Here is a 14,542-nt window from a genome sequence, read left to right as displayed (position 1 = left end):
CCGTTCCACCTCGGCGACATTCATGGAGTCATCACGGCCGCGCCAGGCGCCAGCTGGTCGAACGGATGGGCTCCGGGTGGCGGCTCCTCGTCCACGATCCAACGCATCATCCGTCGCGTCGGCTCGATCGCGTCCTGGGGCAGCTCCGGGCGAAAGTGGGTCGCGAACCCGAGCGGCACCAGCCGCTGGACGCCGTACAACGGAGCGGTGTCGCGGATCTTCAGCTTGAGCGATTCGGGATACACCCCGACCGTCTGGGTGTAGGTGTTCATGGCTCGCACAGCCTCCAGCGGATCAGCCACCGGTACGACGTTGACGACACGACCCGACAACGTCATCTGGAAGTCGACCGGCTCACTTGACTGGGACACGATCACCGCGCCCTCGTCGGTCGAGCCGCCGATCACCCGATACCAATCGGGGCTGGTCCGAAGTGCCTGGATGTCGGCGCGCAACGCGGGATCGAACCTGTACGCCGGTGCGCTGACCCGCTCCGGCAGCCGCGACAGCTCGGCATGAACCAGTTCTCCCCAGCGATTGGCACGCTCGATCCCCGCCGAATCCAGCCCTGCCGCCAGATAGATCACCCGCGCGTTGAAGCAGCCTTCCTGGTTGAGCAACCCCACATCGGCAGCAGCGAGAAACGCCGTCCTTCGCATGGTCTCCTCATCGGCCAGGGCCTCCGGGCCGATCACCGTCGCCGACAGCTTGGGATCCAGTGCGATCAGCTCCAGCCCCGGCTGGAGATAGCCGGTCACGTGACGAACCGACGCGAACCCACCCCACGCGACAATCTTCTCCAGCTGCGACGGGAGATACAGTCGCCGCTCGAAGTCCTCGTCACCCCCTTTCCAGTACGCCACGCTCAGGTGCCGTACCAGTGGGTGCTCCGGTGCGACCCCCGCCATCGTCCGGGCGATGGCCACCGCGGTGAACGGGTCGTTGGCCGGCAACTTGATGATCCCGTCACCACGGCAGATCGCGTTCCGCACCACGGTGATCGCGGCGATGATCGGATTGTTGCCAGCGATGACGTGGACGGCCCTGGCCCCGAAGGCGCGGACCCGGCCACGACCGTGATCAACCCAGCCGTCCAGGTACGCCGTACCGATCGTCCGCTCGGCTACCGCCCGCACCGTCTCGGCCTCGAACAGCGAAGGAATCTGCTCGTACGTCGCCCGCAGCACCCCGTCGGTCAGGTTGGAGAACGGCCGGAGCAGCTCCAGTGACTCCGCGAGCAACTCGTTGCGGTCCAGCACCAGCCGGGAACCGACCTCGGCCAACAGGTCGACGATCTCATCCGTGGTCAGCTGATGGACGTCGTTCAGGAGCACAGGATCCGTCAAGGTGATCCGGCCGGCTAGGAGGGCGGGATCGACCGCCTGGAAGCTCGTCGCGCCTGATCCGAAGCTGACGGTAGGGCCGTCGACCAGCTCGCCTCGAACGAAAGCACGAACCTTGGTCACGACAGCGCCCCGCTCAGAAAGTCGAGCGCGTCATCGAGTGCCTCGGTGCTCGCCGCGCAGGTGATCTTGTCGTCGCCGGACGCACCGCCGAATCTGCTGATCTCCGGGTGGATCCTCGGTGTCGTCCGCCCGCACGGACAAGGAGACCAGGTCGCCGTCACGCGATCCCCGGTGACGAACCCACCCCAGTGGATGTCAGCGGTCAGATCCAGGAAGGCCGCTCGGCCGCTCTGGGTTCCGGCCCGCGGTAGCGGCCTCCCGGTGTGTTCGTCGAGCAGATAGAAGACCAGCCAGGGCTCGAGGTGGTAGCCACCCGACGAGCACTGCAGATTGAGTGCGATCACTTCGACCATCGCGTAGACGAACTGCAGCGCGGGCACTCCCGCGAATCGGGCCATCTTGTCTGCCCAGTTGTCAGGAAGAACGCCGGCCTTGGATCCGCCACCAGGAAAGACCACCGAATCCGGCGCGAACAGCCCGGTCAGATTCTGCGCCGATCCGGCTTCAGCCATCCCGTGGAACACGTCCCACGTGCTCAGCGACGCAATCCGCCGGCCCCCGATGGTGTCGGCGAGGCGCTCGACGAACTCGGCCATCCCCGCGCCGCCGGAGCGGAGCGCGTCGTCGAACTCCGCCTTGCGCCGAGCCAGAGCCGCCGGGATCTCCACCCGGGCCGCCTCACCCTTCGCCGCCGCGGCCCGGAGGCGACCTGCCAGGAACATCACGTCGGCGCTCAGCAACCCCTGGTGCAGTGTGTGGAAGCGATCAGGAGTACCGGCGAGTTGCTCGGCCATCGCGGTCGCATGCCGGGCGATCCCACTCCGGCCGGTACGAAAGCTCGGCCAGACGACGTCGATCCCCTCCGGGGTCCGATCAGGGATCACGTCGAGCCGGACGATCTCGTAGAGCCGGTCGTACTGCGTTCTCGAGTGCGGCACGAACGACATCGCACCCGTCGTCCCTGACGAGTGCGCCAGCCTGAGCTCAGTAGTTGCGTCCAGCAACTCCAGCCAGCTGTCGATCGAGTCGCAGCCGGAAACGTCGAGGGTCGACAGGTCGAGAGTCGTCAGCCGGTCGAGCCAGCGGGTCAACTGGTCGAAGCGGTTGCCGAGCAGGAGCGAGACCGGGTATGACTTGTACACCGTGTGCGGGAACAACAGCGGGGCGGCATCGTCGAGCGATGCGACTTCTGTGATTCCCTGATCGGCTGCCATCGTCTGCAGGACCGGCAAGTGTGGTAGCAGCGATTCGAACCTCAGCTGGACAGCAGCGAGCTGCAGTTGCTCGAGTTCGGCTTGCGGAAGACTGTGCATCGCCACCCGCGAGTAGCCGAAGTACCGGATGGGATCGGAGGCAAAGCAGTCGAGGTCGGTGACACTCGGAACCAGGGTCATGACGAGATCCCCTCGGTGAACAGGTAGGTGGCGATGGCGTTGACGGTCGGGTGATGCCACAGCAGAGTCGGCTCCAGTCGTCTTCCCAGACGGGTCCCGAGTTCCCTGCGAAAAGATGCTGACAGCAACGAATCCAGCCCGAGTTTGGACAGTGCGGCATCATGGTCGAGTGTGGCGGTCTTGAGCATCTGAGCAGCCAGGTCAGCCACGGCTGAGGTCAGAAAACGCAGGCGTTGGTCGTCCGGCAGCTCCGTCCAGGCTGCTGGTTGGGCAGTTCGCCGAGCGGTGACGAGGTTCGTCAGTATCGGTGGGACGGCGACATCCGGTAGGACCCTGAGGAGGGCGAGATTGGCAGCAGCGCCAAGGCCGATCCGGCCCCAGGCACGAAGAGCCTGGTCAGGCGTCAGGTCGCCGGTCCCTTGCGCCGCCAGTTCCGCATCGATGGACGTCGACGAAGTGGACATGCCGAGGCCACGCCAGCTGGTCCAAGCCAGCGCGAGCGCGCCGTGGTCCCCGGCCGTACGTCGCTGTCTCGCCAATGCGTCGAGCACCGAGTTCGCCGCGGCGTACGCCCCCTGGCCTGGAAGGTGCAGCAACTGTCCAGCGGAGGAGAACAGCACGAAGAAGTCAACGCTGCCGACCGGGAACAGTTGGTGCAGCACGAGGGCGCCGTCCACCTTCGGCCGTAGTACTCGCCTGATCTCTTTCTGGCCGAGGAACTCGAGGTACCCGTTATCAGTGACACCAGCCGCGTGGACCACACCGGCTATCGGCGGAAGGGCCAGCTTCCTGAGATCCAGGCCGATCCGGACAGCATCGAGATCGGCCACATCCGCTCGGACAAGCCTGACCGTCACTCCCTTCACACGAAGTTCGTCGACCAGTTGACTGTCTGCCAGGCCAGTTCTGCTCAGCAGCACCAGTTGCCGTGCGCCTCGGTCTGCGAGCCAATGAGCGATGGGTCCTGCCAAGGCACCGCTGCCACCGGTGATCAGGTAGGTCTTGTCCGGCCGGCAGCGTGGTCCTTGCTGATCATCGGCTTCGCAGGCCGCCAGTCGTGCCGCCAGAATCCGGCCGTTCTCGATGGCGAAGACGTCCTCACCTGGCTGTTCGCTCCGGGCCAGGCCGCGGAGAACCGTCTTGTCCAGTTCGGACGGGTACTCCGGCAGGTCGACCACCCCACGGAACCGGTGCGGGAACTCCGAAGTCGCGATTCGACCCAGTCCCCACAGCGCTGCTTGCGCCAGTGAGTGATGTGTGGAGGCCGCCCGAACTCCCCTGGTGACACACCAGACTCCGCCGGACCCATCCGAACGCAGCGCGTCGAGCAGCTCGACCGACATCCGGGCCGCGGCCGCGCTGACCGACTCTCCCCTCCGAGCGCGAAGTTCGAGTAGCCCGGCTTCTGGCTGCGAAGACTCCTCGATGGTCACAGGCTGCCACTCGATGCGATGCACCAACGACCCCGCCGGCTCCGAATCCGGCTCAGCGAACCGCAGACCGTCGAGATACCCGATCACCACACCGTCCATCGCCGCGATGCTGACCTGGACGGTGTCCGGTCCGACCACCTCGACCTGGAGCAATGCCTCGGTCCTCGAACTGCCGAGCACCATCTCGCCGATCGCAGCCGGCATCCGCAGTACGGCGGGGCCCGGCAGGACGACGGATGCTGTCGACAGCACCGCGTCCAGCAGCGGCGCCCAGCCTGCCTCCCCAGTTCGGATCTGCGCCCGCAGACCAGTACCTACGCGCTGCAGGTTCTCGACAGACCAAGGGAATCCCATCGACACGACGCCGACCTCGGACAACCGGTCGAGCACGAAGCTCGCGGGGATCGGGGTACCGGGCTCTGTCGGCGGCAGGCGATCCTGGGCCAGCGACCTGGTCAGCTTTCGTCCCGTGGTGTGCGTCAGCCACTCGTTCCCGGTTGCCGACGAGAGGCGCAGATCGTCGCCCTGCAGGGTGATCTGGACATCTCGCTCCGGAGCAGTGGTGAGCGGCACCCTCAGCTCCACGTCCGCGAGAGCGTCACCGCCGGTCGCGGTCAGAAAGGTGTGCAGCAACACAGCTGCCGGCACGATCTCGCTTCCCGCAACCGGGTGGTCGCCGGGGTAGGGCCGAGTCGCGTGACTCAGCCGGGACTGCCAGCAGGTCAGAGGTCTGTCAGCGCCAATACTCAGGGCTGAGCCGCCGAGCAGGGTACGGGACGTTGGATCGTGTGGTCGGAGTCGTTCGGACGGCGGTGTGGACACCGCCCAGAGCGGGATGCGCTGCCATTGGGTTGTCGGTAGATCGACCAGCCCGCCACCGCGTTGGACTGCTGGCCAGTCGGGGTCGACGCCGCCTCGGTACAGGTCGGCCAACGCGGTCAGCAACGCTCGTCGCTCAGGTTCGGCTCGCCGCAAGCTGGTAACCACGACGGTGCCCGGTGCGGACTCTTCGATCGATTGAGCTACCACCGGGTGTGCGGACAGTTCGAGGAAACAATCATGGCCGTCCTCAACGGCTGCCAGAACTGCCGCCGCGAGGTGGACAGGATTGCGGAGGTTGGCCGCCCAGTAGCCGCCGTCGCGGACGGCATCGTCGCGAGAGTCGCTGAGAGCCGTCGTGTAGAGCGGGACATTCGGCTGACTGATGGTCAGATCGGCTACGCCGTCGGCCAGGCGCTCGACCAGTTGGTCCATCTGTGAGCTGTGGAACGCGACGTCGGTGTCGACCATCCGACTGTCCACACCTCGCTCAACCAAGCGGTGCCGGATCCGTTCGACCGCTTCAGGCGTTCCGGACAGCACCGTGGTGTGTGGACTCGACGAGATCGCGGCGCAGATCTCTGGATCGCCCGCCGTCATCTCCCCGGCTGTCGCGAACGGCAGCGGCACCATGACCATCGCCCCTTTGCCCGCCACCTCGGCCAGCAGCAGTGACCTGCGGCAGACAAGCCGAGCCCCGTCCTCGGCCGACAGCACTCCGGCGGTCACCGCAGCGGCGATCTCGCCGACCGAGTGACCGATCACGGCTGCCGGCTCGATTCCCCAGGACCGCCAGACCGCAGCGAGTCCGATCTGGACGACGTAGATGGCCGCCTGCGCCTCGGTGACGTACTCGAAATCCCCAGCTGCGAGCAGATCGCGCGCAGTTCGGCCGAGCTCGGCTTCGAAGACCTGCTCCAACCCGTCGACCGCAGCACTGAAGGCCGGCTCGTCGGTCAGCAACTGGCGACCCATCCCGATCCACTGCTGACCGTGGCCCGAGAAGACCCACACCGGGTTGCCGTGTGACCGGCGCGATTCCACGGCGCGGAGACCTGACACCATCTCTTGGTTGCTCTTAGCAACTATGGCGTACCGGACCGGCAGATGCTGGCGACGAACGCTGAGAGTGTGCGCGACGTCGTCCAGGTCGAGCTCTGCCACTACGTCGGTGAGAGCATCCGCGCTTGCCCTCACCCCTGATTCAGTTGCCGAGGACAACGGCAAGATCCGCGGTCCGCGGGACCGACCGGTCCTGGGCTGCGCTATGGCTGCAGGCGCCTGTTCCACCACCAGATGCGCGATCGTGCCGCCGTAGCCATAGCTGGCCACGCCGCCCCGTCGCGGCTCTCCCGGCCAGCGCTGGGCCTCTGTCGCCAACCTCAATCCGGTCTTCTGCCAATCCACCGCTGCGGTCGGCCCGGTCCTCAGGAGGGTCGGCGGGATGATCCCGTGGCGCAGGCCCTGAATCACCTTGATCAGACCCAGTACTCCGGACGCCGCCTCCAGGTGACCGATGTTTCCCTTCAGCGATCCGATCGCACAGGAGTCGAAGACCTCGGTCAACGCCGCTGCCTCTTCGGGATCACCCGCGATCGTGCCGGTGCCGTGTGCTTCGACGTATCCGACAGTGGCTGGATCGACGCCTGCGTTGCGATAAGCCACCCGCAGCAGGTGCGCCTGTGCCGGGCCGTGGGGGGTCATGATCCCGTCGGTCCGTCCATCCTGGCGAACGGCACCGCCACGGAGTACAGCGAGAACCCGGTCGTCGTCGCCCACCGCGTCGAGCCGTTTGAGTACGACGAACCCGCCACCTTCACCGCGTCCGTAGCCGTTCGCCGATGCGTCGAAGGGCTTACTGCGTCCGTCCGGGGCAGTGGCACCCGCCTCCGCCAGGACGACGGACAGCGCCGGACCTGCCATCAGCATCACACCACCGGCGATCGCCAACGGGATCTCGTCCAGCCACAGAGCCTGCATCGCTTGGTGGATCGCGACCAGCGACGACGAGCACGCGGTGTCGATCGCGACGCTCGGACCGCGGAGGTCGAGCGCATGGGAGATCCGGTTGGCCGCACCACACAGGCTTGCCCCGATGCCGGTCCACGGCTCGATCCGGGGCAGATCCTCCAGCAGGCGCCGTCCGTAGTCGTCGGAGCCGATACCGACGTAGACACCGGTGTCGGTACCGGTCAGCGTCGACGGCGGGATCCCCGCGTGTTCGAGAGCCTCCCAACCCAGCTCCAGACACAGCCGGTGCTGAGGATCCATCAGGCGCGCCTCTTGGGCGGACAGCCCGAAGAAGCCCGCCTCGAAGCCGGCGATGTCGCTCAGGTAGCAACCGTCGGCCGGGACACCACGTAGTACTCGCCGGGTCTGGTCACCCTGGTCCCGGTACTCCGACCACCGGCCGGCCGGAATCGGACCGACCGCGTCCGACCCGGCCAGCAGGAAGTCCCAGAGCTGGTCCGGTGAGGACAGGTCCGGCGCGCATCGACACGACATACCGACGACCGCGATCGGCATTCTCTCCGTCACCATCGTGAAGCCCTGGATCCGCGCTCAGCTCTCCCAGATGTCGCCGAACAGCCAGTTGCCGGCCGCGTCCGGATCGCTGCTGGTGTAGAAGTCCTTCCAGGCCTGCAGCAGTTCGTCCACCGACAGCGATCCGTCGCCGTCGCTGTCCAGACGATCGAAGGCGATCCGGCTGTTCTCCGGCGTCGTCCCGAACGCCTTGTGGAAGCCGGCGAACTCCTGCGGGCCGACGGTGCCGTCGTTGTTCTTGTCACAGATCGCCCAGAGCGCCTCGGCCAGTGGCTTGAACCCGCGCTCGAAGCCGGACTCGCTCTCCGCGAAGGCCTTCCGCAGCCCGTCGCGCCACTCCAGCGGAGTGATCTTGCCGTCCTTGTCCTGGTCGAACTGCACCGAGGCGTGCTCCCAGAAGGTCTCGAACGCCTTGAACAACGCGTGCGCCTTGTCCGAGCCGAACGGCTCACCCAGGTAGGCGACGATCCGGGCCGCGAGCGCCAACGCGTCGGCACCCTCCAGCACGCCGTCGCCGTTCTGGTCACCGTGACTGAAGCAGACGTCGATCTTGCGGTCCAGCAGGGAGATGGTGTCGGACACGGTCATGGCTGTCACCTTTCGTTGACTGATACTCGCCAAGCACGAACAGCTCTCATCTCATCACTCTGAGTAGCGGACACCAGGAATACTGGTGGAACACCGTAGGTCCTCGATCTGGACCCCACACTCTTTCCGACCGGCCGTGGACGCCCGAAAGCCTGAGGTTGACGATCGTCATTCCTGGGGTTGCCTTGTGGAAGCGGTCGATCGACAGCGAATCACCCACCTGTGGACCTTGCTCCGAACAGCTACCGACGAGGACCTGCTCACGCTGCTGGTCGACTCGCCGGCAGTACGCGCCGAGGTGCCGAATGTTTTGGTCGGGGACCACGGAGGTCTGCTGATCTTCCCACCGCACCTCGACGACATCACCGACGTCCTTCGAGGTCTCGGCCTGGTCGCCCAGCCTCCGGTGCCCAGCGTGGTCGTCGCAGGCCACTGCCGATGAAGATCACCGCCACCGACCATCTGCTCAGAACAGCTCATTCGGAGAAACCGCCGGTCGACCGCGAGGCGAAGTCGGCTCGCATGGGCAACTCAGGCGAAGAGGTACGGGCAAGATTGGCCAGACATTGGACAACTCTGAAGTGTGGAGTTTCCTCGGAAGCCATGGATCCGTCAACGCGAACCTACGGATCAAACCCTGAAAAACTGTGGAGCTCTTGATGAACCCCCCGTGTTTTCCAAGGCTGAAACTGACCTTTCCAGCCAGATGGTCTTGACCAGTTGACAACCCCTGGGAGACAGGTCTGTCCTAAGGGTGCACGCTGGCACCGACTGACCGATGAGGCCCACCTGACCTTGAAATCGGTGCCTCGCCCCCATCGGAGGAGTCCCCGTCATGAAGAACCACCACCGCAGGTACCGCTTCGTTCCGCAGGCCTTGGTCGCCACCCTCACGATGATCGCTTCCCTCGGGCTTTTCGCGCAGCCCGTCCAGGCCTGGACCACGTCCGGGTACTTCAAGAACTGGGCGACCGGAAAGTGCCTGGATTCCAACGGGTCGGCCGTCTACGAGAACCCGTGTCAGGTCGGATCCAACGTCTACCAGAAATGGGTGGCGACCAGTACCGGCGCCACTGAGAACGGCTTGGCCGTCATCACGTTGAAGCATGCCCAGAGCGGCAAGTTCCTGGTCCTTCAGAGGACCGCATGGAACACCTACCTCGGCCTGAACAACAACGACTCGATCAGCGAGACCCGGCTCACCGTCAGTGGCGGCGGCGACTGGCAGAACGTGACGTTCTGGCATCGCTACACCGATGCCTCGCACCAAGCGATCTGCCTGGACTCTGTCAGCCCGAACGGTCCGTACGCCTGGGCCGGCAACCCCAACTGCAACTTCGGCTTCAACCAGACCTGGCGCCGCCTGCAGTAATTGCGCCCGGATCTTCCACCAGGACAATTGGCCGGCGCGACGTGTGAACCAGGTGGCTCTCGAGGCTTGGCCGACAGCGTCGCGCCTAGTCAGGAGGTAAAGACCGGGGTCAGGTCGGCGAAGATGCGGTAGATGGTGATCGCTCGCCGAGCCAGGACGGCCTGCTGTGGTGGCGCGAACTGTGTCGTGCCACCACAGTCCATTGCGCTAGCGCACAGTTACGCCGGCGAATCCTCCACGTACCGCGTTGTTGCCGTCCCAGACCTCGATCCTGTACTGCTGCGAAGATCCGGACGGAGCCGTGGTGTCGGTCAGAGCGATGGTCGGGCGGTTCCAGAAAGTGGAGTTCGCCGTGGTGGTCGCGACGACCGTGTTGGAGACACCGCGCAGCAGCCGGTAGGTCAGGGTGATGTCGTCGTTGTCCAGCGAGGTCTGCACTGTCGCCTGCACTTGGCCGGTCGTGGTGCTGGACAGGGTCGGCAGCAGCGGACCGAGCGGCGCGGCGCCCGGTCCGCTGCGGCCGAATCGCGCGAGCCCCTGCTGATCGGCGCCTTGGACCTCCGTGAAGTCGCCACCCACCCAGAGATCCGAGCCACCGGTCGCCGAGACGAGTGGTCCGACCTCGGTCGGTGGGCCTGCGTTGGTGTTCGGGAACCAGGGACCGAGAGTTCCGTCGGCCGGGTTCTGCATCAGCAGGAAATGCGCTCCATAACCATCAGGGAAGGCACCCGGGCAGCTGTGCGCGTGCGAACCCTTGAAGAGCCACCCGTTGACCATGGAGATGGTCTCGGTGGCGCCGAAACAACTGCTCCGCCACCGGAGGTTGCCGGAGGCCACATCCGCCGCCCAGGTGCCGTCGAAGCAGCCTGCGCCGTCACCGGAGTTGGCGAAGTACACTACGTCGCCGCTGGTCTCGATGTCCTTCACGCGCGACTTGCACTGGCTGTCCGGCCTGGGCACCGCCGAAGAGGCGGCAAGAGGTAGCACGCCACCGGTCGAGTTGTTGACACTGGCAACGGCCCAGCTGCTGGTCCCGCCGATCGTCGTGAAGGTGCCACCCAGGTAGACCTTGGAGTTGTCGTCGGCCGCGTCGATCGCGTAGACGTCCGCGTCGGCGTTCGGGTTCCACGGCAGCAGGCTGCCGTCAACGGTGCTGATCGCCGCCGCGCGATTGCGGGCGACATTGTTGACCAGGCCGAAGGAGCCGCCGAAGTACAGGCTGTTGCCGCCGACCGCCAGTGCCTTCACCTGATAGGACACGTTGGGTTTGATGTTCGCCAGCAGGGCGCCGCTGGTCGCGTCGAAAGCGGCGATCCGGTTGCGGACCTGGCCGTCGACCCGGGTGAAGTCGCCGCCGACGTAGATCTTGGAGCCATCGGGCGAGGCGACGATCGACCACACCGGATTGTTCAGGGTGTGGACGAAGCCGGTGTCGAGTGCCCCGGTCGTCTGGTTGAACGCCGCCAGATAGGTCCGGACGGTCTGGTTGGTCCCGGGGGCGGCGCCAGGCGGGCGGACCTTGGTGAACTTGCCGCCGACGAAAGCCTTGCCCTTGGTCACAGCCAGGCCGAGAACACTGGCATCGGTCTGCCAGACCGATTGCGGCACAGCCGACAGGGAGGTGCCGACAGCGGGTGCGGGCAGTGACGGCATGAGTCCCACCACAAGACCGGCCGCCATCAGGGCGGCCGGCAACCTTCTCGATCGCATTTCTTTCCATTCCGCCGGACTGGCCGGCATCGCCTCACTAGTGCGCCCTGATCGGGCGCAGCTCAGCGTAGGTCCTGTCTTCGACGACAGAACCTGAATGTTCAAGATTTTTACTGTGGAGAGTCCACAGTGTTCAGAATCATCAAAGCACCGGTTCCAGAAGGAAGAGCGGGATCGCCCGTTCGGTCTTCTGCTGTAGGCCGGCGAAGGTCGGGAGACTTCGGCCGCGCACGACCACTATTCGTCTCGTTCACCGGCGTGACAGACGATGGTCGGCTTGGTCTAGCGACGACCCGCGCGAAGCGCTGCGAGGATCTGAGGAAGCCGCGCCAGTTGCACATGCCCGGGGAGACCGAACGCTGCCGATACGGTAACCCAGCGAAACTCCCGAAGGTAGAGCTTTCGTGCGGTTCCTGAGCGGCCGGTGACACCTTCGGGCGACCCCGCAATCGTGCCAGGTAAAACTTCTCCCACCCGTGGTACCGGGTTCCGCCCCACCAGGAGTCGCGGTACTCGGTGAAAAACCCTCGAGGACTTCCAGGTTCAACAGGCCCGTCTCCTCCTGAATCTCACGTCGGGCCGCCGCGAGCGGCATCTCGGCTCCGGCGATTCCGCCGCCGGGAGATCCCAGGCACGCGATCCGTCCACGGGGTCATGCCACCCGAGGAGCAGGATTCGGTCCCGATCGTCCAGGATCAGCACCCTGACGGTCGGCCGGGTGCTCATCGCGACAGCCGGCACCCACCACAACAGCAGAATGCCGTAGCAGACGATTGTCGCGACGAACCAGAGCGGGTCATGGGACGGAAAGACGAGGGCGATGACCAGGACCGGCCACAGCCCCCAGACCTGCCAGCGGACGGCGATGAGAACGAGCAGCAGCGCCAGTTCGGTGGGCGCTCCCCGGGGCGAGCCGGCCAGCACCACCGGTGCGTGCAGCACCACGATGATCGCGGTCGACCGCCATGGTCCGTGCCACCGAAGAGCGAACTGCGCGAATCCCTCGACGAGCAGGACTCCGCCCACGACGCGAAACGAAGGATCGGGTTGGCTTCCGAACAAGAAACCCAGAGCAGGTGGCACGGCCAGGAGCCACCTGGTGGTTGGCCGGACAGTCACCAGCCCCGCCTCCCGCCACCATCCGGTGAGTACGACGGCCACGATCGGGATCAGAGCGGCTGGGGTTCCACCGGCGATCAGGTTCGTTTCGTACCATGCCAGTGCCACTACCAGGACCGCCATTGCGGGGAATCGTGCCATCAATGACCTGGTGATTCTCACCAGATTCTGCCGCAATGCCAGTTCAGGCGCTCTGGAAGTAGCCGGGTTACTCTCTGTAGGCTGATTCCATGTCCACCGAAGACCGTGCACGGCACCGGTTCACCGAGTTGCGCGAGACGTTCGGCGCCGTTTCGCCGGCCGAGCTCGACGCGGTCTGGGCCCAGTTGCCTCCAGCAACTATTGGGGATCTGGCCGGCGAGTGGCGGGGCCGCGATTTCCGGACCGGCCACAGCGGCTCCGACCAGTTGGCCGGACTGCGTTGGTACGGGAAGACGATCCGTTCGGCGGTGGATGTCGATCCGGTCGTGTGCACGGCCGAGGACGGAGTCCGGACGGTCAACAAGGCGGCCGCCGGCGGTGGTGGCGCCAGCTTGTGGATGATCGAGTTCCGTGGTGAGGTGACGGCGACCATGGTGTACGACGCGCTGCCGATCCTCGACCACTTCAAAAGTGGTCGACGATGGACTGCTGCTCGGCATCATGAACGGCAAGGGCGAGCTCGAGCCGGCTGGTCACTTCTACTTCAGCCTCCAGCGGGACTGAGCCGTGCACGCGGCGATTCTGCGCGACAGGGGCGCGGCCTGGTCGGTCGAGTCCGTCGGCATCACGGGACCAGGCGTGGGGCAGGTACTGGTCCGGATCGCCGGTACCGGCTTCTGTCACACCGACACGGTGTTGCGAGCACCGGGATTCGCCCGGTTGCCGGTGATCGGCGGTCACGAAGGCGCTGGGGTGGTGGAGGCCGTCGGACCGAACGTGAGCAGTCCGGCCGTCGGCGATCACGTCGTACTCAGCTTCGACTGGTGCGGCAGCTGCCGCAACTGCGAGCGGGACCATCCGGCGTACTGCGTCGAGTTCGGTGCCCGGAACCTGAGCGGCTGGGACGCTGACGATTCGCCTCAGGTGACCGATACCAACGGCCGGGCCGTAGGCAACCGATGGTTCCAGCAGTCGTCCTTCGCAAGTCACGTGCTGGCGCCTGCCCGGAGCGCCGTCGTCGTGGACCGAGACCTACCGCTGGAGTTGATGGGGCCGCTCGGTTGCGGGGTACAGACCGGCGCGGGAGCGGTGTTGTCCGTCCTGAGGCCGGCGCTGGATACGGCGTTGCTGATCACCGGAGCGGGAGCGGTCGGTCTGTCAGCCGTGATGGCGGCCCGGATGATCGGTGTCCGAAGCATTGTGGTCTGTGATCGGCATCCGCATCGGCTGGAGCTCGCTCGTGAGCTGGGGGCGACACAACTCGTGTCGGCCGACGGCGAACTGCCGCCGGTCGACAACGCGTTGGACACCACCGGGTCTCCGGCGGTGATCGCCGCGACGATCACCGCCGTCCGACCGCCCGGGGTGGTCGGACTGGTCGGGATCCAGCAGGGCGATGTGACCATTCGGCCGCTGGACATCTCGGCCGGGCGCGGACTGGTCGGCATTCTCGAGGGCTGTTGGCATCGGACGACCTCCTGGCGCCTGACGCCGGATGCGCCAGCTCTTCCAGCGATGTTCATGGCCGCCCGCTCGCCGGTCCATGGCTCAGCCCGAAAACTGTGGAAGCACCGTGGTCTCCACGCCGTGACGACAGGTATCACCATCATCCGGGTGCTGCCGGTCGTCGTGGTCAGGTGGTCGATCAGGTCAGCCGATCCGGAATGCGTTGATCACCGTCTGAACGGCCGTGTTGCCGTCAGTGTCGGTCAGCGCCGATTTCAGCGATATGAGCTCGGTGTTCGCGGAGACCGCGAGACCGGCCCGGTAGCTGCCATCGGGTCGGCGCGTGACAGTCACCGCCTGCAAGGTCTTCCCGCTGTCGGCCGAGAGCCGCACGGTCAGCGTGCTTCTTGCCGTCCAACCAGATCCGGCCGGCCGGCCGTGACCGCCGCACTCACATCCATCGGCAGCACAGTCTGATTCATCAGGTTGTCAAGACTGTGGAGACACCGC

Annotated in this window: 11 protein-coding genes and 1 pseudogene; 5 read left to right on the top strand and 7 right to left on the bottom strand. The window is 65.8% G+C overall.

All coding sequences use genetic code 11. From position 1 onward, the window contains the following. Positions 1-20: 20 nt before the first annotated feature. Genes AB0P21_RS18640 through AB0P21_RS18625 form a run of 4 tightly spaced genes read right to left on the bottom strand, consistent with a single transcriptional unit; the run spans position 21 to position 8,244 of the window. Complete coding sequence (locus AB0P21_RS18640) at positions 21-1,466, bottom strand: acyl-CoA reductase (RefSeq protein ID WP_363698084.1); 1,446 nt, start codon at positions 1,464-1,466, stop codon at positions 21-23. Continuing rightward, positions 1,463-2,860, bottom strand: a complete 1,398-nt coding sequence (locus AB0P21_RS18635; protein ID WP_363698083.1) for a hypothetical protein — start codon at positions 2,858-2,860, stop codon at positions 1,463-1,465. Before AB0P21_RS18635 ends, AB0P21_RS18640 begins: the two co-directional genes overlap by 4 nt. Next, positions 2,857-7,653 carry a type I polyketide synthase gene (locus tag AB0P21_RS18630; RefSeq protein ID WP_363698082.1) on the bottom strand — a complete coding sequence of 1,599 codons (4,797 nt, stop codon included), beginning with the start codon at positions 7,651-7,653 and terminating at the stop codon, positions 2,857-2,859. The genes AB0P21_RS18635 and AB0P21_RS18630 overlap by 4 nt, the downstream gene beginning before the upstream one ends. A gap of 21 nt (positions 7,654-7,674) precedes the next feature. Further along, positions 7,675-8,244 carry an EF-hand domain-containing protein gene (locus tag AB0P21_RS18625; RefSeq protein ID WP_363698080.1) on the bottom strand — a complete coding sequence of 190 codons (570 nt, stop codon included), beginning with the start codon at positions 8,242-8,244 and terminating at the stop codon, positions 7,675-7,677. A gap of 187 nt (positions 8,245-8,431) precedes the next feature. Between AB0P21_RS18625 and AB0P21_RS18620 the strand changes: the two genes are divergently transcribed. Beyond that, on the top strand, positions 8,432-8,686 hold the full coding sequence (locus tag AB0P21_RS18620) for a hypothetical protein (RefSeq protein WP_363698079.1): 255 nt from the start codon (positions 8,432-8,434) through the stop codon (positions 8,684-8,686). Between the two features lie 393 nt (positions 8,687-9,079). Beyond that, on the top strand, positions 9,080-9,616 hold the full coding sequence (locus tag AB0P21_RS18615) for a hypothetical protein (protein ID WP_363698078.1): 537 nt from the start codon (positions 9,080-9,082) through the stop codon (positions 9,614-9,616). 207 nt (positions 9,617-9,823) lie between these two features. On the opposite strand, the gene AB0P21_RS18610 is transcribed toward AB0P21_RS18615, so the two are convergent. The 3 genes from AB0P21_RS18610 to AB0P21_RS18600 all read right to left on the bottom strand — a co-directional run bounded on the left by AB0P21_RS18610 (position 9,824) and on the right by AB0P21_RS18600 (position 12,568). Beyond that, positions 9,824-11,269: a fibronectin type III domain-containing protein gene (locus tag AB0P21_RS18610; RefSeq protein ID WP_363698076.1), complete on the bottom strand. Its 1,446-nt coding sequence runs from the start codon at positions 11,267-11,269 to the stop codon at positions 9,824-9,826. Positions 11,270-11,576: 307 nt separating this feature from the next. Beyond that, the gene (locus AB0P21_RS18605) at positions 11,577-11,921 is read right to left on the bottom strand and encodes a hypothetical protein (protein ID WP_363698075.1); all 345 of its coding nucleotides are present in this window, start codon (positions 11,919-11,921) and stop codon (positions 11,577-11,579) included. Then, entirely contained in the window at positions 11,870-12,568 is a 699-nt protein-coding gene (locus AB0P21_RS18600; RefSeq protein ID WP_363698073.1) for a hypothetical protein, read from the bottom strand. The genes AB0P21_RS18605 and AB0P21_RS18600 overlap by 52 nt, the downstream gene beginning before the upstream one ends. Before the next feature lie 107 nt (positions 12,569-12,675). Here AB0P21_RS18600 and AB0P21_RS18595 point away from each other — a divergent pair. From AB0P21_RS18595 to AB0P21_RS18585, 3 genes and pseudogenes are all read left to right on the top strand, one after another. Further along, positions 12,676-13,044, top strand: a pseudogene (locus tag AB0P21_RS18595) (GXWXG domain-containing protein); the annotation flags it as partial. A gap of 13 nt (positions 13,045-13,057) precedes the next feature. After that, positions 13,058-13,150, top strand: a complete 93-nt coding sequence (locus AB0P21_RS18590) for a DUF4334 domain-containing protein (protein ID WP_363698071.1) — start codon at positions 13,058-13,060, stop codon at positions 13,148-13,150. Between the two features lie 3 nt (positions 13,151-13,153). Continuing rightward, positions 13,154-14,509 carry an alcohol dehydrogenase catalytic domain-containing protein gene (locus AB0P21_RS18585; protein ID WP_363698069.1) on the top strand — a complete coding sequence of 452 codons (1,356 nt, stop codon included), beginning with the start codon at positions 13,154-13,156 and terminating at the stop codon, positions 14,507-14,509. The last annotated feature ends 33 nt before the right edge of the window (positions 14,510-14,542 follow it).

It is taken from the genome of Kribbella sp. NPDC056861 (assembly GCF_040687575.1).
Lineage (GTDB): Bacteria > Actinomycetota > Actinomycetes > Propionibacteriales > Kribbellaceae > Kribbella.
This window is presented reverse-complemented; position numbering and strand designations above follow the sequence as displayed.